22 protein-coding genes are annotated in these 22,910 nt (G+C 39.7%); 9 read left to right on the top strand and 13 right to left on the bottom strand.

Translation table 11 applies throughout. From position 1 onward, the window contains the following. Window position 1: 1 nt before the first annotated feature. The 4 genes from ACXYMX_RS11260 to ACXYMX_RS11275 all read right to left on the bottom strand — a co-directional run bounded on the left by ACXYMX_RS11260 (window position 2) and on the right by ACXYMX_RS11275 (window position 4,668). Entirely contained in the window at window positions 2–454 is a 453-nt protein-coding gene (locus ACXYMX_RS11260) for a MaoC/PaaZ C-terminal domain-containing protein (RefSeq protein WP_459044332.1), read from the bottom strand. Window positions 455–479: 25 nt separating this feature from the next. After that, window positions 480–2,555, bottom strand: coding sequence for a sigma 54-interacting transcriptional regulator (locus ACXYMX_RS11265; RefSeq protein ID WP_459044333.1), 2,076 nt, complete (start codon window positions 2,553–2,555; stop codon window positions 480–482). Window positions 2,556–2,651: 96 nt separating this feature from the next. Next, window positions 2,652–3,824: a lipid-transfer protein gene (locus tag ACXYMX_RS11270; RefSeq protein WP_459044334.1), complete on the bottom strand. Its 1,173-nt coding sequence runs from the start codon at window positions 3,822–3,824 to the stop codon at window positions 2,652–2,654. A 379-nt stretch (window positions 3,825–4,203) separates the two neighbouring features. Then, on the bottom strand, window positions 4,204–4,668 hold the full coding sequence (locus ACXYMX_RS11275; protein ID WP_459044335.1) for a flavin reductase family protein: 465 nt from the start codon (window positions 4,666–4,668) through the stop codon (window positions 4,204–4,206). A 202-nt stretch (window positions 4,669–4,870) separates the two neighbouring features. Between ACXYMX_RS11275 and ACXYMX_RS11280 the strand changes: the two genes are divergently transcribed. Then, on the top strand, window positions 4,871–5,608 hold the full coding sequence (locus tag ACXYMX_RS11280; RefSeq protein ID WP_459044336.1) for an MBL fold metallo-hydrolase: 738 nt from the start codon (window positions 4,871–4,873) through the stop codon (window positions 5,606–5,608). 45 nt (window positions 5,609–5,653) lie between these two features. Here the strand turns inward: ACXYMX_RS11280 and ACXYMX_RS11285 are convergent, their stop codons facing one another. The 5 genes from ACXYMX_RS11285 to ACXYMX_RS11305 all read right to left on the bottom strand — a co-directional run bounded on the left by ACXYMX_RS11285 (window position 5,654) and on the right by ACXYMX_RS11305 (window position 10,902). Further along, on the bottom strand, window positions 5,654–6,196 hold the full coding sequence (locus ACXYMX_RS11285; protein WP_459044337.1) for a PepSY domain-containing protein: 543 nt from the start codon (window positions 6,194–6,196) through the stop codon (window positions 5,654–5,656). Between the two features lie 90 nt (window positions 6,197–6,286). Next, window positions 6,287–7,081 carry a PepSY domain-containing protein gene (locus tag ACXYMX_RS11290; RefSeq protein WP_459044338.1) on the bottom strand — a complete coding sequence of 265 codons (795 nt, stop codon included), beginning with the start codon at window positions 7,079–7,081 and terminating at the stop codon, window positions 6,287–6,289. 38 nt (window positions 7,082–7,119) lie between these two features. Continuing rightward, on the bottom strand, window positions 7,120–8,481 hold the full coding sequence (locus tag ACXYMX_RS11295) for a sensor histidine kinase (RefSeq protein ID WP_459044339.1): 1,362 nt from the start codon (window positions 8,479–8,481) through the stop codon (window positions 7,120–7,122). Beyond that, complete coding sequence (locus ACXYMX_RS11300) at window positions 8,478–9,173, bottom strand: response regulator transcription factor (RefSeq protein ID WP_459044340.1); 696 nt, start codon at window positions 9,171–9,173, stop codon at window positions 8,478–8,480. Before ACXYMX_RS11300 ends, ACXYMX_RS11295 begins: the two co-directional genes overlap by 4 nt. Before the next feature lie 109 nt (window positions 9,174–9,282). Continuing rightward, a complete protein-coding gene (locus ACXYMX_RS11305) occupies window positions 9,283–10,902 on the bottom strand; it encodes a M20/M25/M40 family metallo-hydrolase (RefSeq protein ID WP_459044341.1) in 1,620 nt (539 codons plus the stop codon). 644 nt (window positions 10,903–11,546) lie between these two features. On the opposite strand from ACXYMX_RS11305, the gene ACXYMX_RS11310 reads away from it, so the two are divergent. The 3 genes from ACXYMX_RS11310 to ACXYMX_RS11320 all read left to right on the top strand — a co-directional run bounded on the left by ACXYMX_RS11310 (window position 11,547) and on the right by ACXYMX_RS11320 (window position 14,162). Then, on the top strand, window positions 11,547–12,287 hold the full coding sequence (locus tag ACXYMX_RS11310) for a metal ABC transporter ATP-binding protein (RefSeq protein ID WP_459044342.1): 741 nt from the start codon (window positions 11,547–11,549) through the stop codon (window positions 12,285–12,287). After that, entirely contained in the window at window positions 12,287–13,150 is an 864-nt protein-coding gene (locus ACXYMX_RS11315) for a metal ABC transporter permease (protein ID WP_459044343.1), read from the top strand. The genes ACXYMX_RS11310 and ACXYMX_RS11315 overlap by 1 nt, the downstream gene beginning before the upstream one ends. 67 nt (window positions 13,151–13,217) lie before the next feature. Then, the gene (locus tag ACXYMX_RS11320; RefSeq protein ID WP_459044344.1) at window positions 13,218–14,162 is read left to right on the top strand and encodes a metal ABC transporter solute-binding protein, Zn/Mn family; all 945 of its coding nucleotides are present in this window, start codon (window positions 13,218–13,220) and stop codon (window positions 14,160–14,162) included. Window positions 14,163–14,207: 45 nt separating this feature from the next. Here the strand turns inward: ACXYMX_RS11320 and ACXYMX_RS11325 are convergent, their stop codons facing one another. The 4 genes from ACXYMX_RS11325 to ACXYMX_RS11340 form a co-directional block, all read right to left on the bottom strand. Beyond that, entirely contained in the window at window positions 14,208–15,035 is an 828-nt protein-coding gene (locus tag ACXYMX_RS11325) for an undecaprenyl-diphosphate phosphatase (RefSeq protein ID WP_459044345.1), read from the bottom strand. Between the two features lie 5 nt (window positions 15,036–15,040). After that, window positions 15,041–15,652, bottom strand: a complete 612-nt coding sequence (locus ACXYMX_RS11330) for a DedA family protein (protein ID WP_459044346.1) — start codon at window positions 15,650–15,652, stop codon at window positions 15,041–15,043. 268 nt (window positions 15,653–15,920) lie between these two features. Next, window positions 15,921–17,528, bottom strand: coding sequence for a long-chain fatty acid--CoA ligase (locus tag ACXYMX_RS11335; RefSeq protein ID WP_459044347.1), 1,608 nt, complete (start codon window positions 17,526–17,528; stop codon window positions 15,921–15,923). A gap of 119 nt (window positions 17,529–17,647) precedes the next feature. Further along, window positions 17,648–19,165: a class I adenylate-forming enzyme family protein gene (locus tag ACXYMX_RS11340; RefSeq protein WP_459044348.1), complete on the bottom strand. Its 1,518-nt coding sequence runs from the start codon at window positions 19,163–19,165 to the stop codon at window positions 17,648–17,650. Between the two features lie 216 nt (window positions 19,166–19,381). Between ACXYMX_RS11340 and ACXYMX_RS11345 the strand changes: the two genes are divergently transcribed. From ACXYMX_RS11345 to ACXYMX_RS11365, 5 genes are all read left to right on the top strand, one after another. Then, on the top strand, window positions 19,382–19,729 hold the full coding sequence (locus ACXYMX_RS11345) for a lmo0954 family membrane protein (RefSeq protein ID WP_459044349.1): 348 nt from the start codon (window positions 19,382–19,384) through the stop codon (window positions 19,727–19,729). A 15-nt stretch (window positions 19,730–19,744) separates the two neighbouring features. Next, window positions 19,745–20,374, top strand: a complete 630-nt coding sequence (locus ACXYMX_RS11350; protein WP_459044350.1) for a PspA/IM30 family protein — start codon at window positions 19,745–19,747, stop codon at window positions 20,372–20,374. A gap of 128 nt (window positions 20,375–20,502) precedes the next feature. After that, the gene (gene liaF, locus ACXYMX_RS11355; protein WP_459044351.1) at window positions 20,503–21,204 is read left to right on the top strand and encodes a cell wall-active antibiotics response protein LiaF; all 702 of its coding nucleotides are present in this window, start codon (window positions 20,503–20,505) and stop codon (window positions 21,202–21,204) included. Continuing rightward, window positions 21,201–22,253, top strand: coding sequence for a sensor histidine kinase (locus ACXYMX_RS11360; RefSeq protein WP_459044352.1), 1,053 nt, complete (start codon window positions 21,201–21,203; stop codon window positions 22,251–22,253). The genes liaF and ACXYMX_RS11360 overlap by 4 nt, the downstream gene beginning before the upstream one ends. Next, window positions 22,231–22,863 carry a response regulator gene (locus ACXYMX_RS11365; protein ID WP_459044353.1) on the top strand — a complete coding sequence of 211 codons (633 nt, stop codon included), beginning with the start codon at window positions 22,231–22,233 and terminating at the stop codon, window positions 22,861–22,863. Before ACXYMX_RS11360 ends, ACXYMX_RS11365 begins: the two co-directional genes overlap by 23 nt. The last annotated feature ends 47 nt before the right edge of the window (window positions 22,864–22,910 follow it).

The following is a 22,910-nucleotide window of genomic DNA, read 5'->3' on the forward strand; positions in this document are numbered from 1 at the left end:
CTTATATTTGAACGAGCGATTGATCACGCTCATGCAAACCCTTTAATAGAAACGTTAGAACGACCTTTTCACGCTGATTTTTAACTTTGTAAAAAAATGAAACAAACCCTCGATCATCTTTTTTGAAGTGAGGTGTACATTCAACCACTTCAATGTGTGCGGTTAATAAGTCCGATGGATATACGGGCTCTAAAAACCGAACTTCATCACATCCAACACCGCAAATGAACTTTTCCGTCATGCTTCCAATTTCAACGCCTAATTTCGTAGCAATTCCCAGTGTAAGAAGCCCTGAAGCAATAATTCCTTTAAAAGGACCATTTCTCGCCTTTTGTTCATTCATATGAATATCTTGTGGGTCATACCGAGAAGCGAAAGCTATAATTTCTTCTTTTGAAACTAGATAGGAACCTGTTGTATACACCTGCCCAACCTTAAAATCATCAAAATACATTCTTTCACCTCCTCTTTCGTTGCCTTTAGGAACCAGCTATTTGATATTTCTTGATGCGGTCATAGAGTACAGAACGACTCATACCCAACAAAATTGCCGCTTGAGATTTATTGCCACTTGTTTTTTCGAGTACTTGTTCAATCGTTTCTTTTTCGGCTTTTTCCAATAACGAGATTTTTAGTTCTTCAAGTTCTGCTTTTGCAGGCACCCCTACTTTATTCACAACATATTGTGGTAAATCTTCAAGCTCAATCTTCCCGTGGTCCGCAAAAATCGTTGCACGTTCAAGTACGTTTCGAAGTTCCCGAACATTTCCTGGCCAATCATAATCTAGCATTACTTGTTCAGCCAACGGGTCGATGCCGGTAATACTTACCCCATTTAAGCGATTCAAATCTTTTATTAATGACTTACTTAGGAGTAATATATCTTTCTTTCGTTCTCTTAGTGGAGGAATTTCAAATGAAATAACATTTAAACGATAAAATAGATCCTCTCGGAATTCTCCGCTTGCTACCATTTCTTCAAGTGGGCGATTTGTTGCGGCTATAATTCTTACATCAACTTGTATTTGTTCCACTCCGCCTACTCGGTAAAACTCTTTATCTTGCAAGACGCGAAGCATTTTTGCTTGAAGTTGCAACGACATATCTCCTACTTCATCCAAAAACAACGTACCACCATTTGCTAATTCAAACTTCCCTTTTTTTCCTTTTTGCTTCGCTCCAGTAAATGCGCCTTCCTCGTATCCGAAAAATTCTGACTCCAATAGATGTTCAGGAATGGCAGCACAGTTCACAATGACGAATGGGCTGTCTTTTCTAGGGCTACTACTATGAATTGAATGGGCAAAGAGCTCTTTTCCAGTTCCACTATCTCCTCGTATGAGAACCGTCGATGTTCCTTTCGCCATTTTATATGTCGAACGAATCAGTTTTTCCATCTGCTCATCTTGTGTGATAATTTGATCAATCGTGAATCGAGTAGTTTCACGCTGCCTAACTGATGTTTTCTGCTTATCCATTTCCCTTTTTTCAAACCGCTTAAATACCTCTTGCATTTCATTTAAACCACGAAATGAAATTTTTCCAATAACACCTATCAACTCATCGTCTTGAAAAACCGGAATACGATGTACCGTGTAACGAATACCGTTAACTTCCATCATGTCGCTGAATTCAGGGGTCCCAGATTTAATCGTTTTTGATAATTCCAATTGCGGAAAAACATCATCTACTGACTGATGCAGAACTTTCTTTTCTTCCAGCGCGAATAACTCTTGTAAAGAGGGACTAATAAATGTAATCATTTCAAATTCATCGATCATAATTAGACCATCATAAGTGTTATTAATAACCGTTTGCATGATGCTTTTCATCTTTAAAACCGTTTGTAACTCTTGAGCCATTTTTTCTACATCCGTAATATCTTGAAAAAGAATAATATGTCCTCTTTCACCTTTTGGTATCTGATGTTCTGATATACGAGCTAGTGTGTTAAATTCTCCAATCCGAAGCCGGTAATGATCCGACTGCCGCATACTTTCCAATTGAATTTTAGATATTACATTCGATACATCCATATGAAGTAGTTCAGACTCCGTATAATTGCTCATCAGACAAAACTTTGGATTGCTATAGACAATTCGGTAATGTTGGTCGATGACAAGCGCACCTAATCCGGAAATATCTAAAATTTCCTCTTGGCGTTGTTGAAGTGATTTGGTCGTTTCTAACAGTGCAAAAATAACGTCAGTTTTAGTGACTTGGCCTACTACCTTTCCCTCTTCATCTACAACAATGGCCATTCCTACCTTCGATTTTTCAAGATCTCTTTGTAGCCACAGATTACTAGAGTTTACAGTGAATGTAATTACATCAGTTTTCATTAAAGGGGCAATAATTGTATCCATGGGTTTTCCATCAAGTAATGCATCATATAATTCGGTTCTTGTAAACACGCCAACTACTTGACGGGTATTATTTAGGACAGGAATTGTATTCCATTTGGACCGTTTCATTAACTCAATCGCTTCTTGAAGCGTGCTTTCTGGAAATAAAAAATGTTTGATAGGGGTGATCAGCTGTGGTAATTTCAACATGACTCTCAGCTCCTTTTTATTTACTAAATTGTGCGATTTTCATAATAGAATAAGAACTCGCTTCAATTATAGCAAATAGCCCCCCATTACTTTCATTTAATTAAGTTTATACATCGTTGTGACACAGGCACCTCCTAGACCAAGATTATGTTGGAGTGCAATTTTTGCACCTTCTACTTGACGCTTATCAGCCTGACCACGTAATTGCCAAACAAGTTCTGTACACTGTGCCAAACCTGTTGCACCGAGAGGATGCCCTTTCGACATTAAGCCACCAGATGGATTGACGACGTACTTCCCACCATACGTATTATTCCCGTCATTGATGAATTTTTCTGCCTCTCCTACTCCACAAAGCCCTAAGCCTTCATACGTAATGACTTCGTTTGGCGTGAAACAATCATGAAGCTCAACAACATCCACATCTTCGGGGCCTATACCTGCTTTTTCATATACTTGCTGGGCAGCACGTTTTGTCATTTCAGAGCCAATTAGTGTCATCGGATCCTCATAACTAGCATTTGTATCCGTAGTCATTGCCTGACCAACAATTTCCACTGCATTAGTTATTCCGTGTTTTTCAGCAAATTCTTTACTACAAATAATCGCTGCCGCAGCTCCACAAGTTGGCGGGCAAGCCATAAAACGGGTCAACGTTGGAAATAAAACCGGTGCATTCATGACTTCCTCAATCGTAAGTGGCTTTTCAAACATCGAATACGGGTTTTTAACAGCGTGACTTCTAGACTTCACTGCTACTTTCGCAAAAATATTCGGATCCGCTCCGTACTTTTCCAAATATTCTTTTCCGCCAGCACCGAACATTTTCAACGCCAGAGGTACATCCGGTAAATCTGGCTCCAATTCAATTAATCGGTTTGCTGCCCACCCCATTGGAGGCGTTCGATCATTCCAAACACTGCCTAAAGCACCTGGCTTCATTTCTTCAAAACCGACCGCCAAAGCACAATCTACTTCGCCAGATTCTACTGCCTGCCGAGCCATATACAAAGCAGTAGAACCTGATGAACAGTTATTATTGACGTTAATAATCGGAATTCCCGTCATCCCGACTTGATATAATGCTGTTTGACCACAAGTGCTGTCCCCATATACATAACTTGCATAAGCTTGTTGAACATCTTGATAACCAATTCCTGCATCTTCTAATGCACCCTTTACTGCTTTTGCTGCCATTATTTCATAAGGTTCATTCAGGCCGGGCTTTGTAAATTTCACCATATTTACACCAAGTACGTTTGCATTCATATTAATATTTCCTCCTTTCTACTTGACTAGCATTGTTCTAAAGAACTCTCCTTTCTTTCAGCTCCTTAATCTGATCTTTGTAATATCCTAGTTTCTCTTTATACCTAATACATGTTGCAATATTCGTGCCAATATTCAAAAACAGAGTAAAATGATATTATAAAACTCCAGTAAACTTTGAATTTTGTATACTAAACTAGCCCATACAACTACTTTCCTAGTTAAAATAGATAGGGAAAATAAAAAAAGACATTACTAGTAAATCTAGTAACGTCTAACTCTTTTCATGCTTTTATTAGATATTTTTTACTCATTCTTACCGTTCGCTGTCTGAATTACATACACACAAAAACGACAGTTGTTTGTATTCAGAACACCTTTAATGTTTTTCGGGAATTGTAAAAAACTTTCCGCCGAAGTAACCTAAAGCGTCCCCATCGTTATATCCAAACTTCGTTACTTTCCCAACGTATAACACATGGTCTCCACCATCATATGCCGCCCATGGTTCACAGTCGACAAATGCTAGAGATTCTTTTAGGCGAGGTGATTTTTCACCTTTTTCCCATTCAAACGGTAACTCATTAGCTGGTCTTCCGGCAAAGTGCATTGCCGTATCTTCTTGATTACCTTTTAAAATATTCACAGTGAAGTGATTATCTTTTAAATGATTAAAGGCCCTTATTTTACGATCCACTGAAACGAGTACAAGTGGCGGATCGAGGGAAACTGAAGTGAATGAGTTTGCAGTAAATCCATGTTTTTCTCCGTTGGTATCACAGGTTACAACGGTTACCCCTGTAGCAAAATGCCCCATACAGTTCCTAAACTCTTTAGTATCCAAAATTATTTCCTCCTTACCAAACATAACTCCCATCATTATACATTACTATGTTCAAATTTACTCCCTGAAGACTTCTGGTGTGATTCAGCGTACATTAACCTGAATTCAGCGGACATCCGAATTCCTTTTCAAACTTTGCAAACGCAATTTCTAGATGTAAACTATAAAGAAGATTGTAAATTTAATTATGGAGGTCTATTTATTGAATATTATACCGATTGGAATTTGGGGCGGTTTTCCGAAGGCTAACGAGGCGACATCTTCTTTTTTAATTGAACATGATGGATTTCACTGCTTAATTGATTGCGGCAGCGGTGTTCTTTCGAGTTTACAAAATTTCGTTTCTCTAGACCAACTGGATGCCGTTGTGATTAGTCATTACCATGCAGATCATATTGCAGATATTGGAAGCTTACAGTTTAGTAGGTTAATTGATTTTCACCTAGGGAAATCAACTCCGATCTTACCAATTTACGGGCATACTAAAGATCCAGAAAACTACGCGAAACTTTCTTTTGAAGGTCGCACCGTCGCCCATGAAATTTCCGAAGATAAAAGCATCCAAATCGGGCCATTCACAGTTTCGTTTTGTGAAACCATCCATCCCGTCTATTGCCTAGCGATGAAGTTCACCTTAGGCGAAAAATCGGTTGTTTTAACGGCGGACACGGCATGGTGCGAAGAACTTATTGCATTTGCACATAACACTGATTTACTAATTTCAGAGGCAAATTTATACGAAATGCATAAAGGGAAAGCACCTGGACATATGGCCGGGAGTGAAGCCGGCCTATTAGCGCAAAAGGCGGAAGTGAAGCAACTCCTGTTGACACATTTACCTCAATACGGCGATGTCCAAGACATTTTAGATGCCACCAAACTAGAATACACGGGTCCTGCTGAACTTGCTGTTGTCGGAAAAACCTATTCGTTGTCATAAACAAAAAAACGGCGTGAAACCAATACTTGGTTTCACACCGTTTTATTAATCTTCGTCACGTTCAAATTCAAGAATTTCTCCTGTGTACGCATCAATTTCAAATTCATATTCAACGTTGCCGTCTTGAATATCAATTTCATATTGCAGGCGTCCGTCTTCCGTATCTAATTCGACGTCAGTTACAACACCTTGAACTTTTTTCTTAGCAATTGCAATTACTTGATCAATCGTTAAATGGTCTTTATTACTGTTTGAAACCGCTTCTCTTTTAGTAGTCGATATGATTTTATCGTCATCGTCGTCTTGCTTCGTGCGCAACACTTCACCCGATACTGCGTCTATATCTAATTCGTATTCAATCTCATCTACTTGAACGTCAACTTCGTAAATAAAGCCCTCGTCTTCACTATCGAGCTCAATGTCTGTAACTATTCCACCGACAGCTTCTACCGCTTTTTTCTCTACGTCCTGCACTGATACATAACTTTCTGTTAACCAGTTGTCCGCCTTATCGGCATTTGCCACGAGAGCAACGCCACCTAATGCTACCACGCCTGCAAGTGCAGGAATCATCATCCACTTTTTCATATTCTTTCTCCTCCTCTTGATCTCTTAACTTCATCTTACAAGTTGAAGGTGAGAATACACGGAGAGGATTATTAGAATTTGATGAGAGAATTAGTCATCCCATGTAACACTCATAATTTTTCCTGAAACGGCGTGGATTTGAAAGACAGCTTCGAGGTCGTCACTGTCTTCGTTGTCCTGTTCAATTTCTACTAAATAATAACCACCGTCTGATGTGGATTCAAATTCAACGTATTCAACTTCACCTTTTAATTGGCTTAAGGCAATTTCAATTGCCTTTTCTCTCGTAATTAACACTTTTTCAGTTGCGGGTTTTTTCACAGGTGTTTTCTCTGGTTGAGTTACTGGCTTTTCGACATTCTCTTTCGCAGGCTCTTCGACAGGTTTATTGACCGAACTCTTTACTTCTTCCGAAATCACTTCACCTGTTAAAGCATTAACCGTCATTTTCACCAAGTTCTGATCTTTTGAGTACGCAAGATCATAGACAGGATCGCCATTCGCTTCTTGCAATGAAATCCGTTCGACTTCACCTGCATAAGTTGTCGCTACCCATTCTCGAATCTCTTGTTCTGGAATCACCTGGACTTGTTCTTCCACAGGATTCGCTTGAGTAAGTGTGAGCGAATACACTTTTCCGGTTTGTGCGTCCACAGCAACCGAATAGAGTGCGCCGTCTCGGTTTAATTCCGCCAAATAGAAATCCTTTTCTAACGTGATTCCTTCAACGGCCCCTTTATACTTCGTTTCGATTTGTTGTCGGACGTCTTGTTCTGAAAGAAGTTCTTTTTTTGAAACGATACTTCCTATATATAAAGCTACTGCGATTATAATTACACATGTAAGTAGAGTTGGAATGATCCACTTTTTACTCGTTAAATTCATCGTACCTACCTCCTTAACTTCATCTTACTCCCCCAATATTAAAATTCAGTGAGAAGCTGCTTTTTGGGGAGTACTAGACGAAAAGTTGTCCCCATTCCAACGATACTTTCGACGCTTAACTCGGCACCTATGCCCATCGCTAGTTCTTTGGCGATCGCAAGGCCAAGTCCAGTCCCGCCCGTTTTTCGGTTCCGGTCCTCTTCAACCCGGTAAAAACGATTAAAGAGTTCAGGGAGTGAGTCTTCAGGAATTCCGTTTCCATAATCAATAACGGAGATAACTACAGTAGTTTCGGTTTCTGTAAGCACTGTTTTAATTTCCTTATCGCTGTATTTTCTTGCATTATCTAGCAGAATAAAGAGTAGTTGCCTCAATACTTCTGGGTCTGTTTCAATGTCTAGCGAATCAGTTCCTTCTATTGTATAGTCTCTTCCATAAGCCTGGCGTAACGGTTGCAAAGTACGTTCGACTTGTTCATAGACATTTGTGTTTGTAATTGAAACGACAAATTGTTCATGACTACGTGCAAGGTGAAGGAGTTGTTCGATCATTTCCTTCATGCGATTTGATTCGCCTAAAATTGCTTGAACCGCCTCTTCTGCAATCTCTCGGTTATCAAACCCCTGCCTTTTTAACAAACGCGCATAACTTTCGATAACAGTGAGAGGTGTTTTTAATTCGTGGGAAGCATTGGATACGAACTCTTCTTGCTGATTAAAATTGCGTTCCAACTGCATCATCATGTCATTGAATGTTCGTCCCATTTGCGACATTTCATCTTTCCCGTCCGAAGAGACTTGAATTTGCTCATATTTCCCGTCTTTTTGAATGCGAGCCATCGTATGAATCAATTTTTCAACCGGTTGCGTAATAACGCGCACTAACGCGATACTCGAAACGGTTATGAGGACCATCGCCACGAGCAAAACACCTGATAAAATAAAGACTAGTGTTTGCAAATTGTGCTTTACGTCGACCAAAAGCTGAACCATCTCCAACTCCAGTACTTCACCATTTGTCCAAATGACCGGTTCACGAAGAGATAATACAGGCGTGTTTTCGAACGTACCGATTGAATAGCTTCCATGTTTAGGTTTTTCCGAATGATAAGACTCTAACCCGGTGACGTTTTGAACAGCAATTCTCACAGCACCGGTACCATCGATAATCCGAATTCCCGAATGTGGTGGAAGATACGCCCGAAGCACTTGTACCGGATCCACCTGTTCGGTTGCTTGGCTTAATGTTTCCGTTAACTCTTCTGCGTTTACGTTCAACTGATTGTATTCTGTTTTGTACGCCAAATTTTTAAATGTGAAATAGATTGCGGTGCTTGTAATGATTAATATTAGGAGCATCAGCAGCGTTGAAAACAGATGAATTCTGGTTTTCAGCCTCATGTCGACTGCTCCTTCAACACATACCCTACACCACGTACCGTTTGAATAAGCGTCGCATCGGGATCTTGGTCAATTTTCTTTCGCACATATCGAATATAAACGTCAACGATATTCGTATCCCCGTAATAATCGAATCCCCACACCGCATCGAGCAACTGCTCCCTTGAGAGCACCAAGTTCGGATGCCGCAGCAAATACAACAACAAGTCATATTCACGAGGAGTTAAATCGATGCTTTTTCCATCTCGTTTGACGTCGCGCGTCTGTTCATGAATCGATAATCCGGCGAACTCATGCAAAAACGGATCCTTTTCAACAGCGGCAGGCGCCGAAAATCGTAGAGCTGAACGAATTCTCGCGAGCAGTTCATCGATTTCAAAAGGTTTGGTGACATAATCATTGGCCCCTAAATCGAGCCCAGCTACTTTATCTTTTACATCGTCTTTTGCTGTCAATAAAATAACGTGTGTCGTATGCTCTGTAGCGCGAATGCGCCGAAGAACATCGAGCCCATTTAACCCAGGAAGCATTAGATCTAGTAACACGAGGTCCCATTGCTGCTCCCGATATTTAATAAGTCCATCAGGTCCCGTGTGCGCCGCCTCCGTCTCATAACCTTCAAACTCCAACTCAAGCTGTAACACACGCGCTATACTTTCTTCATCTTCTATTATTAAGATCCGTTCTTTCATCGCGCTCACCTACCGTTTTTCTTTTAGCTTATCAGATTTACTCCCCTTCGTTTACTAATTTGAACACAAAAAAGATTCCGCACCAGACGTTATCTGATACGGAACCGAATTATTTTTCAAATAAACTTCTTATTAAAGTTTCCAACACTTGCGGCATCTCAACAAACGCACTGTCCACATGCAGACGTTCTGTTCGTTGATGTGCATCTTTACCAAACGGACCTACGTTTAACACAGGTGCCCGCAGTTCAGCCATCTCAGCAAAAGGAATGCGATACGTGTCTCCCCAAACCGGCGTATTTTTCTCAAACGCCGTCCAGCCGTCATTCTCATCTTCATAATTCACGTAGCTCAAGTCACAAATGCCGTTGAAATAATGGATTTGCTCAACTTCTTGGCCAAACTTCGCTACTTCTTTTTGTACCAATTCCACAGCCTTCTTAATCAGCGGATCATCTGACGTATTCACTGCAGGATAATACGGCGGTGCATACAAAATGACAGTCGCAGGGGCTAACTCCTGACACTCAATCATTAAGTTATCAACAATACGAAGGGACATCTCTCGGTCATCCCACGCCTCGTTTTCAAGCACCTGAGTTTTCAAACGCTGCACTTCTTCAGCACCGACCTTTTTCTCTGCATACGAAAGCAACTCTTCATAACTCAACACACTTACTTCTCCAACACCAGCAATGTTCTCCCGCTGACAGATTTGAGTGTAAGCATCATTGCACGCCGCCATCGCTTCATTCGCCACTTCTCTGAAAATATCCATCACTTCAGCAGCCGTTCGCTTCATTAAAAAGACATTATACAGAGCCGCCGCGCGATACGGTGTTTGCGTCGAATATTGTGTCTTTAAATCCTTTTGTTGCAATGAAACCGGTAAAGGTGTGCTCTCCCCGAGATCCGTTTCTCGGAAAGCCTCATTCCATTCCATCCGTTGTGTAAGGAATGAGGCGATATAATTCGCTGTTATCCCTTTCATCGGCTCCCCCACATGCGTTTCTTTTCCATAAAAGAGTGCAGCGGGCATAATTTTACCAATCGTTCCGGTGTAAATGTATTCTTTAATGTCCCCAGGTCCTTGAGAAAACGACGGTTCACTGTTGAAAAACAACTTATACGTGAGATTGTGTTCATCCCGCAAACGTACAAGTTCCTCCACAGCAACACGCATACCCGCTGAATTCACCTCTTCATCTGGTACAGCCGTAAGGACAAGGTTTATTGGCCATTTCTCAATGCTTGCTTTTTCAATTATGGCCATGTGAAGCGCTAGCCCCATTTTCATATCCATCGTGCCACGACCAAATAAGTATTTGCCCGACTCTAGGTCGATTCGGGCATCCTCAGGCAGTTCATCTTTATATTCTAACAATTTTTTCGTAAGTTCTTCTGGATTAAACGCAATCGGTTCCAACACACCATACTCTTCTGTTTGAACCGTATCGAAATGACTAATAAGAACGATTGTTTCTGTTGCATTTGGATGTTTGTATAAAGCTGTGACCGTTTGCCTTCCCATTCCGGCATCGTGCAATTCTAAGTAATTCGGATTCTCTTCGAAATAAGAAAGTCTTTTTAATTTAGCTTCTAGTTTTGGTGCGAAGGTACGCTCACCTTCTGTAAGTGTACGGCTATCCCAACTAACAAGTTCACACAGAAGTCTACGTAATTTTTCAGGTGTATCCCATAATAATTTCGTTGTCACTAATTTTGTCATCTTCATTCTCCTATTCCACCGTTATACAATAAGCCATGCGGAACTTACTTGTTCGAATTAGAAAACTAAAAAAAGAAAGTAAACTTCCTTTTTTAGTAGTGTAATGAATAACAAATCAATTCGCCTTCGTGCTTCTGGAACCCTTCGGCAATAATGACGTAATCATTTACACGGATGCGATTAATTCTATGGTAGCTTGGTTTATCCCCAACTAGATATAGCGGCAGAATTAATTGATTCTTGTTTCAGTTTCTTTACATAAGGATCCCGCTTACTGGTTCGCTCAGTCTCGCTCCTTAATTTTATCAGAAGCGGGCCTTACATTGCCATTACTTGAACATCGTTCTACTTCTACTCTTGCTACTAAACACTCGCAATGTTTTCTCCATATTTAATAATTAGATGCACTCTTTCATTTAAATGTTGCACGCGGGAAACTTTTAGTTTATAATAAAAATAACGAATGTTGCACAAGGGAAACTTTCTTTGCATATTCTATATAACAACTGAAATTTAATGAAATTTAATGACATCCAAATAGTTCGTTGCAACCCAGTACCCCTACATATTTACAAGAATAGGGCTGGATAAAAAGTTGCACGAAGGAAACACTTAAATCAAACGCTTTATGAGGAGGCAACATAATGATAGATTCAATAACCGTAAAAAACCTTTCTGTTTCTTACGATGGAGACGAAGTTGTAAAAGACGTCTCCTTTTCCTTCAATCCAGGAAATCTAATTGGGGTGCTCGGACCGAATGGTGCTGGGAAATCGACCATGTTGAAAGCAATGCTTGGATTGATTCGTAAAGATCAGGGCGAGGTTAGAATTGGTACGAATACCATCGACCAATTACGTAAACAAATTGCTTACGTTCCGCAACGATCTAATATCGACTGGAATTTCCCGATTGTTGTAAAAGATACTGTGCTTATTGGTACGTATCCAAAAACAGGCTTACTCCGACGACCGAAAAAAGCAGACAAACTGTGGGCTTTGGAATGTCTTAAGCAAGTAGGCATGGAGGAGTTTGCAAACCGTCAAATTGGTGAATTATCAGGCGGACAGCAACAGCGCGTCTTTTTAGCTCGAGCACTTGCACAAAAGGCAGATTATTTTTTCCTAGATGAGCCTTTTGTTGGGATTGACGCTTCAAGTGAAGAAGTAATTATTAACATCTTACGCGAGCTAAAAGATGCCGGTAAAATTGTTTTCGTTGTACACCATGATTTATCGAAAGTTAAAAAATATTTTGATGAATTGGTCTTAATGAATAAAGAATTGATTGATTCAGGTCCAGTTAATAAAGTCTTCCAATCTGACAATATGACGAAAGCATATAATCGTCAACTTTTTCTAAGTGATTTGGAGGTTTCAATGTAATGGAGTTTTTTAATGATTTAATGACGTATTCCTTTTTGCAAAAGGCATTTGTTACTTCAATAATGGTCGGAATCATTTGTGGTGTAATTGGAACATTTATCGTTCTTCGAGGGATGGCTTTAATGGGGGACGCAATCTCACATGCCGTTCTACCGGGTGTTGCCATCTCTTATATGTTAGGTATCAATTACTTCTACGGCGCAGTTGCTACAGGAATTTTGACCGCTTTTGGAATCGGTGCAATTACGCAAAACAGTCGCATAAAAAATGATTCTTCTATCGGCCTCGTCTTTTCAGCAGCCTTTGCACTCGGTATTATCTTAATTACAAAAGCCGGAAGTGCTACGGATTTAACAAAGATTTTATTTGGAAACGTTCTTACCGTTCGTTCTTCGGATATGTGGCTGACGCTAATTATAGGCGCGTTTGTCATCCTCGTCGTGATCTTATTCTTTAAAGAACTACTTGTTTCTAGTTTCGATGAAACAATGGCCGCAGCTTATGGGTTAAATACACGTTTCATTCACTATTCAATTATGTTTTTATTGACACTTGTAACAGTCGCTTCGCTTCAGACAGTTGGTGTTATTTTAGTCGTATCGATGCTAATCACACCTGCATCAACAGCTTACCTTTTAACAAACCGTTTGTCTGTCATGGTTGTATTGGCAGCATTCTTTGGCGCACTGTCTTCAGTTATCGGCTTGTACTTTAGTTTCTTATATAGCTTACCTTCAGGACCTGTTATTGCGCTTGCTACAACCGGAATTTTCTTACTCGCATTTTTATTCGCACCGAAACAAGGGATTGTTATTAAAAAGATTCGTACATTAAAAAAGAAAAATAAAATTCCAGCGGTTTAATTTCAATTTTTTTCCTGATTAAGTGGATAAAATATATTATAAAAGAAGAAGGAGTAGAATTATTTACATGAAGAATTTAGTTAAATGGCTCGGTCTATCTTTACTCACTGTATTTATGTTAGCAGCATGCGGGAGTAAAGATACAGACTCTGGAGCAAGTGAAGGCGAAAAGTTAAAAGTTGTTACCTCTTTCACAATCATTGCTGATATGGCAAGAGAAATTGGTGGAGATTTGGTTGAGGTGTATAACTTAGTGCCTAGCGGAACCGATCCTCATGAATACGAACCGCTACCTGACGATATCAAAGCAGCTACGGATGCAGATATTCTTTTCTACAACGGACTCAATCTTGAAGGTGGAGAAGATGGTTGGTTCATGAAAATGATGGATTCTGTCAATCAAAAAGACGAAAACATTTTTAATTTAAACGAAAGAGTAGAACCAAAGTACTTATCTAGTGGTGACGGCGAAGTAGAAGTTAACCCACATTCATTCATCGACCCCGGTGTTGGAGTCAAGATGGCTGAAGATCTACGTGATGCATTGGTAACAAAACACCCAAGTGAAGCAGACAAAATTAAAGAACAAGGTGATCTCTATGTCAAACGACTCCAAGAATTAGATGCAGAATTTGCTGAGCGAATCCGTACAATCCCTGAAGAGAATCGGACGCTTGTAACAAGTGAGCGTGCATTCCAATACATGAACGATCATTACGGATTAAAAGAAGCTTTCATCTGGGAAATTGACACAGAGGAAAACGGTTCTCCTAAGCAAATTAAAGATCTTTTAAACTTTATAGACACCCATAAAGTTCCTGTTTTATTCGTAGAATCGAATGTTGATCCACGTCCTATGGAAACTGTTTCCAAAGAAAGCGGTGTTCCAATCGCCGAAAAAATGATTTATTCGGATGAAATTGGAAATCCAGGCGAAGAGATCGATACGTACGTGAAGTACCTACAGTACAACATGGAACTCATCCATGATGAATTAAGCAAAGAGCGATAAACAAAAAATGTTCCGCGCATGTAGTATGCGCGGAACATTTTTTAGTTACGTAAATACGATTATAGCTAGAATTGCAGCCAATACAAGTCTGTATATTGCGAACGGTACTAGTTTTATTTTTGAAATCAATTGCAAGAAGAAGCGAATTGAAATGAGTGCGAACACAAATGCGCTTATAAATCCAACTACGTAAAATCCTAAATCATCCATGGATAGATCATCCCAATTTTTCAGGATTGAAACAAGACTGGCTCCCATCATAATCGGCACTGCCATGATAAATGTAAAATCGGCAGCTGTTCGGTGATTCATACCGAACAGAACACCACCGGAAATTGTTGCACCCGAGCGTGAAAATCCTGGCCATAGCGACAAACATTGGACGAGTCCCACTTTAAATGCTTGTCGATATGTAATTTGGTCCAATGTTGTTACTTTTGGATTCTTAGGCCCCAATTTATCCGCCGCAATCATAAGAATTGAACCTACAACAAGTGCATAAATGACCGTTTCGACTCCAAATAAATGTTCATCAATAAAGTCTTTAAATGCGAATCCTAGAATCACAGCTGGTAACATCCCAACAATTACATGGGCCAAATTGAAACTGGAATTCGTTTTGACACCATCCATTTTATAGAGACCAACGAGACTAAAGAGTCGTTTCCAAAACACAACGACAACCGCTAGAATCGAGCCTAGCTGAACGAGAATCATAAACGTAAATTTGGAGCGTGCTCCAAGAAAATCCTCTATCTTTAACCACATATCATCAACAATAATCAAGTGCCCCGTCGAAGAAACCGGTGCAAATTCTGTCATACCCTCAACGAACCCTAAAATCAGGGCTTTTAATAATTCTAATAAGTCCATAACTTTTACGCTCTCTTTCTGCGGAATCGCACGTACCAAATCATTGTCACGACGCCGCTCAGTGCTAATAGTACGTACACAACGTTCGAATATAAGTCTATGTAGAAAACAATCGTTTTCCAATTTACAACAAATTGGACGCCTATTGATACAAGTATCGTATTCCATATCAAGCTTCCAAGTCCAGTTAATAGTAGAAATAAAGGTATATTCATATTTGCCATACCCGCCGGAATCGATACTAAACTGCGTCCAAGAGGAACGAGCCTGAAAAAGAAAACTGTCCACGGTCCATATTTATCAAACCAAGCTTCCGCACGATAAATATCTTTACGGCTAACTCGCAAAAGATATCCCCATCGATCCACTACTTTTTCAAGACGTTTCAGATCTACAAATTGCCCAATACCATATAAAATCATCGAGCCAATTAGTGAACCAAGGGTTGCTGCAACGATGACGCCAATGTACGTCACGTTTGAGAATGTTGTCATATATCCACCAAACGTTAAAATAACTTCTGATGGGATTGGTGGAAATACACTTTCAACCGTTATGAATAAAAAAATTGCCAAATAACCATATTCGCTCATATATTCAATAATCCAGGTCTCCACTTCGTCCCTCCGTTATTTTACCATGAGCCCATTCACATTCCAATAGAACGTATACAACTGAATTAAGTTCCCGAAGTTATTCTACGTAACCTATAGACGGATTATGACCATCCACTTTACTATAATAACTATTTTAGAGTAAACTCCTTTGTAGCTTAGAGAAAACACCTTGAATAATAATAAAATAATTTGTCAATCCAGTTAAGATTATTAATCAAAATAGGAAGCAACCGGTATCTTTCTACCAGATGCTTCCTATTTTAGTTTTCTATAATGCTAATTCTTTTCGAAGTGCCATCTTTAAGAACTTACCCACAGAAGTTTTTGGTATTTCATCCAAGAATACAACATCGTCGGGTACCCACCACTTCGCAAACTGATCTTCCAGATAAGATAGTAATTTCTTTTTCATTGCGTCATCTCCTACTTGACCTTCTTGTAAGACAACACAAGCAAGTGGACGTTCTAACCATTTTTCATCTGGTATTGCAATAACCGCTGCCTCAAATACCGCTTCGTGGGTCATTAATGCATTTTCAAGATCTACGGATGAAATCCATTCGCCGCCACTTTTAATCAAATCTGCGGTTCTGTCCATCAATTTAATAAACCCATCCTCAGTCATGACAGCTATGTCTCCCGTGTGCAACCAACCACCTTTAAACGCTTCTGCAGAACGATCGTCTTTATAGTACTCACTTGCAATCCACGGGCCTCTTACCGTTAATTCGCCCATTGTCTTCCCATCCCATGCTACTTCGCCATCTTCATTGATAACTTGCACTTCCAGTCCTGGCATCGGTAACCCTTGAAGCGCACGTATATCGACAAGCTCATCCATCGTTAGGTTTTCCATTTTGGATGTTAAGACAGATAAGCTAACTAAAGGTGATGTCTCCGTTAGTCCATAGCCGACAATAAATGGAATTCCATAATTCTCTTCAAATGCGCGAATGAGTCCTTTTGGAGACGCAGAACCTCCACAAATGATAGCGCGTAAGGATGACAGATCACGCGGGTTCTTTTTAAGTTCATTTAGCACAGCCAACCAAATTGTTGGTACTCCTGCAGTAATCGTTACCTTTTCTTGTTCGATCAAATCAAGTATGAGTGCCGGATTAAAGCCGGGGCCTGGCATTACTTGGGTAGTTCCAAAGAAAACTGCCGCAAATGGCATCCCCCAAGCATTTGCATGGAACATTGGGACAACTGCGAGAGCCACATCTTGCTCACGTAAGCCCATCGCATCTGCAAGCCCTAGCGCAAAACTGTGAAGAACGAGTCCACGGTGTGTATAAACAACACCTTTAGGATTGCCAGTGGTAGCAGACGTATAGCACATGCCCGCCGGTGTGTTTTCGTCTAGATCTTCGGGAAATACATATTCATCCGATGCCACTTCGAGTAGTGCTTCATACGAATGAACATTTTCTAACGTTGTTTCAGGAATTTCCTTACTATCTCCCATAATGACATAATGTTTTACCGTTTTTAACATCGGTGCAAGTTTAGATAAGAGAGGAAATAGGTTGTCATCTACAAGTAGAATCTCATCTTCCGCATGATTAATAACATATGCAATATGTTCAGGCGACAAACGAATATTAATCATATGAAGAACGGCTCCCGTACAAGGTACCCCGAAATAGGCTTCTAAGTGACGGTGGTGATTCCAGGCAAACGTACCAACCTTCGTTCCATGTTTCATACCTAATTTGGTGAGTGCATCCGCAAGTTTACGTGATCTTTTCGCAAACTCACTGTATGGAATCCGATGAATCTTGTTTTCTCCAGTACGTGAAATAATTAATTTATCAGGAAAATATTGTTCAGCTCTTTTAACGAACGACGACAACAATAATGGTGTTTGCATCATAAAGACCATCTCCCTTTTTGAATGAAATTAATGCCTTTCACTAACATTTGCTTGTCCTTCTAATAAGCTAACTTCTACGATCTCCTCAAATAAGCCTATGCTTTGCCTAAGAAGTGTATTCAAGTTACTTTACTTGTATTTATTTCACGAAGCGCATACTTAAGAATTTTTCCAGACGCATTTCTTGGAAGTACTTCTGAATAAAAGAATTTTCTCGGGATTTTATAGCCTGCTAATTTCTCTCGGCAGAACCGTTGTATTTCTTCTTCATCGATGATTTCTTCCGCTTTCGGAACGATGACAGCCGCAACAAGCTCTCCCCATTTTTCATCCGGCACACCAATCGTCGCGGCCTCGAGCACTTGCGGGTGACTATTCAATACCTGTTCAACTTCAACAGAATACACATTCTCCCCACCGGTGATAATCATATCTTTCTTCCTATCTACAATTGTAATAAACCCGTCTTCATCAATTGTTGCAAGGTCCCCTGTTAGTAGCCAGCCGTCAGAAAACGTTTTTTCAGTTTCCTCTGAGTTGCGGTAGTATTCCTTCATAATTGTTTCGCCTTTTAATACAAACTCTCCTGTTTCACCAGGTTTCACATCTTCCATTTCTTCATTAACAACGCGGGCAATCGTATAGAACATTGCCTTCCCGCCAGCTCCTAATTTCGTCTTATGCGCTTCTGGGGATAAGTAAACGCCTCCCGGTCCGCCTTCCGTTAATCCACATAAGTTAAAAAATTGATCTGTTCCGAATAAGTCAATTGAATTCTCAACAAGCGACGGGGCCATTGGAGCCGCTCCGTATGTGCACGCTCTAATTGAACTCACATCGTACTCTTTTGCTGTTGGCACTTGTAATAGTGCGTTATACATCGCAGGCACAGCGAAGAAAACTGTCGTTTTGTAATTTTGAATGGATTCAAGTGTTGTCACTGGGTGAAAATCACGATGGATAACACTTGAACTGCCTAACATAATGCCCGATATTAGAAATAAATTTAATTGTGCTGAATGAAAAAGAGGTGCTAAATGTAAAAACCGATCTTGGCTTGTTAATCCTAGTAACATAATCATTCCAGTATTCACATTCAATACCCGCTGATGATCAAATAATGCACCCTTTGGTCTCCCAGTTGTACCCGATGTATATAAAATTTCTGCATCATCTGTAGCAGCAATAAAGACATTTGGATTTGTATCATCTTCGCTCAGTACATCGTTCCAAGACATACTTCCAGGCAATTTAGCTGCTTGTTGTACGATTACTTTTGCATTCCCATTCGATGCTTCAGCAACAGCTTCCTCAAATTCACTATCACACATCACTGCGGAACATCCAGACTGTTCGATAATATAGCTCGTTTCCGATGCTGTTAAGCGAAAGTTAATCGGAACTGCAATTAGCCCCAACTTCATCAGTGAATAGAAAGCCACTACATAGTAATCGGAATTCTTCATAAAAATTCCAACTCGGTCACCTTTTTTCAACCCGATTTTCGTGAGTCCATTTGACATACGATTTACTTCCCGATTCAATTCCTTATAGGAATAGATTCGATTTTCACAAGTAATTGCCATTTTCTCAGGATGTCTAGCAGCGTTCAGCGTAAGTGATAAGCCGATATTCAATCCAATATCCCCCTATTACCAATTGAAATATATCCATCAATTTCTGAATTGATAGATTATTAATATAATACAAGCTTACATGAAAGGGCTTACAATTGCTAGAGTTACCTAAAGATAATTCAGCCTTTAGACTTAGAACAAATACACTCCGCGACCGTTTTGTAAAGATGAAAGTCCATATATGATTAAGATACAAAAGAGAGGAGGAAACAAAAAATGAATAAATTCTTACTAGTACTTGCCGGTACGATTGCAGCAATTATTGTCCTTTTGAATCTAGGATCTCTTCTTGCTTTAGCCTTTTCAACACTAATTGCCTATGCAGGATTTCATTATTACAGAAAGAGTAACTCGTCACTTGCCAAGGTATTCTGGGGACTCGTTATTCTAATCGGTATTTTAACTGCTATTTCTAACATCCCTGCCTTCATCGGAATCATCGCACTTGTGGCTGTTTACTATGTATTAAGAAATTGGAAGCAAAATAAAAATGATGCGATTATTTCCGTATCAGACGACCCGTTTAATAACTTTGAACGCCAATGGAACGAGCTTATAAAATAAAAGGAGGAACAAATTATGAATTCACTTTGGAACAGATTTAAATACTCAGTTCAAGCAGACTTGCATACTTTATTCGACAAGAATGAGTCCAAAAACCCTATCGCTATGCTCAACCAATACATCCGTGAAGCCGAAAAACAAACGGACTCGATAGGAAAGTTACTGGAGCGTCAAGGAAAACTCACATCGGAACTTCGTAAAGAACAAATGGAAGCGGAAAAAATGGCTTCTAAACGCAAGGAGCAATTAGCTTTAGCACACGAGGCTGAGGAAGAGGACCTTATCGCGTTTGCAACAACTGAAGTTGCCACTTATACTTCCCGAGCAGACGAGCTAGCACAGGCCGTCACTGAAGCAACAAACGAGCTTATTTCTTTGGAACGAAAATTCGAAGAAATGAAACATAAAGTGAAAGACATGAAAGTTCGTCAGTTACAATTAATGGGGAAAGAAAACGTTACACGTGCACATCATCGAATGGACAAAATTATTTCATCCGAAGCTGTCGATCATAAAACAACATCTTTTAGTGACACAGAAAAATATATTGAATCCCTTGGTGGAAAAATTGAACGCAACTATGATTATTCTTCTATGGAACGAAGATTGGAATCTCTTCATACAAATCCAGCAAAAACAAGTTAAAATGTGTACACTATTCTTTAGGGAAAGATAAACGTTTCAGCATATAGACAGCCATTGCCCGTTACTCGGCAATGGTTCTTGCTGGATAACAGATTAATAAATGAGTACCGAAAAGGAGGGGTTCGATCATGGGGCAGATTACCACAAATAAAATTTCGTTTTTTGTACTTACTTTTCTTGCACTTATACTAATTGAAACTCTATTTTTTCATAACGCTAGTATTTTCTTCATCCTTATCGGTGCTGTTCTAATCCACTTTGGCATGAAGAAACACTCCAAACAACTCTTTTTTCTAGGGCTCCTATTTATTGTATTAGCTATGTTTACATTTTGGAGTTTACGCCTTCTTATTTTTGCGACACTGATCTATATTCTTGTGAAGTTGTGGCAGGGCGTTCCTTCAAACGAAATCCTACGCCCCTTTAAGGAGTATAAGGCGAATACACCCAACGGTATTTGGAAGAACAATTTATTTTCCATACAAAACTCCCCTTTCTCTTCTTACGAATGGGAAGATATTCATATTCAAGGACTTTTTAGCGATATTCACATTGATGTGACGGACACTGTTTTACCCAAAAAAACATCCCTTATCTCAGTTAGACAAGGATTTGGTAAAATTAAAATTGATTTGCCTTATGAAATTCCTGTTCGTATCCATTACACGACTTTACTTGGGGACATTCGACTATTTGGGAACAGCAAAACACGATTAGTAAACGAGTCGCTACACATGAAGGATGGATATAGTGAAGCTTCAAACGATAGCGTCGAACTTATCATTACACTATCTACTTGGATAGGTGATATTGAGGTGACAAGAAAATGAAAACAGTCATCTTACGTGGATTATTCTTCTCTTTCTTATTTACAATTATCGCAGCAGTTTATTCATACCTTCTAATCGGGGGTTCATTAAAAGAAAGCTGGTCATTATTTACCAACATGCGTTTAACTCAATTTCCTGAAGTACCCCTTGCTTGGTGGATCTTAAATACTGCACTGATTATTGGCTTTTGGATTGCAATTTGGTCCTATACGTTAGTAAAGCTCAAAGAAAAATCAATTGAAGAAAAGCTCATTAACGTCATTCATTCAGAGAGAAAAAATCATAAAATCAAAAGATTTTCACCGCGTATCGATAAAGCCCTCGACAATGTAGCGGACGTTATTGTTACACAGAAAAAAAGCTTGCAACGAATTACAGATGAGCGGGCAGAGACACAAGATCAGCTTATTCAAGAACAAATTATTCAGGAGCGCCAGCGACTTGCACGCGAATTACATGACTCCGTCTCCCAACAATTATTTGCCGCCTCCATGTTACTGTCCGCAATAACAGAAGGTGCCGAAGAGGGTGAAGCACAAAAGCCGCTTCTCCAAGTAGAACGAATGGTTCAGCAAGCGCAACTTGAAATGCGAGCACTCCTACTTCACCTACGTCCCGCAGCTCTTAACAATAAATCACTTGCTGAAGGACTAAAAGAATTAATAGACGAATTGAAAGAAAAAGTATTGTTTGATATTCAGTACCAATTAGAGGAAGTTGCCTTGTCAAAGGGTGCAGAAGATAACCTATTTCGAATTGCACAAGAAACACTTTCTAACACGTTACGCCATGCACAGGCAACAGAAGTTCATGTGCTTTTTGTCGAAAGAGACAACCTAGCTATTTTTCGTGTTCAAGACAATGGCATTGGATTTAAAGAGGATGATGGGAAAGGCGGTTCCTATGGTTTGCAAAACGTCAAAGAACGCGCAATTGAAATTGGAGGCACATGTCGAATTGTTTCAGTTCCATCACAAGGAACAATTGTTGAGGTGAAATTGCCCATTCGAGAAGAGGTGGAAATAAATGATACGAATTCTATTAGTTGATGATCATGAAATGGTACGAATTGGCGTCTCGGCTTACCTGCAAATTCAAAACGATATGGAAATCATCGGGGAAGCAGTAAATGGCAAAGAAGCGGTTAGTAAAGCACTTGAGCTACGTCCAGATATTATTTTAATGGATATGGTCATGCCAATCATGAACGGAGCAGAAGCGACTGCTGCAATCATTAAAGAGTGGCCAGAAGCTAAAATTATTATTGTTACCAGTTTTTTAGATGACGATAAAGTATATCCAGCACTCGAAGCCGGTGCGATTAGTTACATTCTAAAAACGTCGAATGCGAAACGAATTGCCGAGGCCATTCGGGAAACGTTAAAAGGTCAAACGGTTTTGGAGCCTGAAGTAACTACCAAAATGATGCAAAAAATGCGCATGAACAATGAACACTTCCTACACGAAGACCTAACTGCAAGAGAACAAGAAATCTTGTTACTTCTAGCAAAAGGTAAAACCAATCAAGATATTGCGGATGATTTATTTATAGCACTAAAAACTGTGAAAACACATGTAAGTAATTTATTATCCAAACTGGATGTTCAAGATCGTACGCAAGCCGTTATCTATGCATTTGAACATGGATTAGTAAAATAAATATAGGTAGTCAAACAGGAAATCTTGCTGTTTGACTACCTATATAT

Source organism: Sporosarcina sp. CAU 1771, assembly GCF_054482775.1.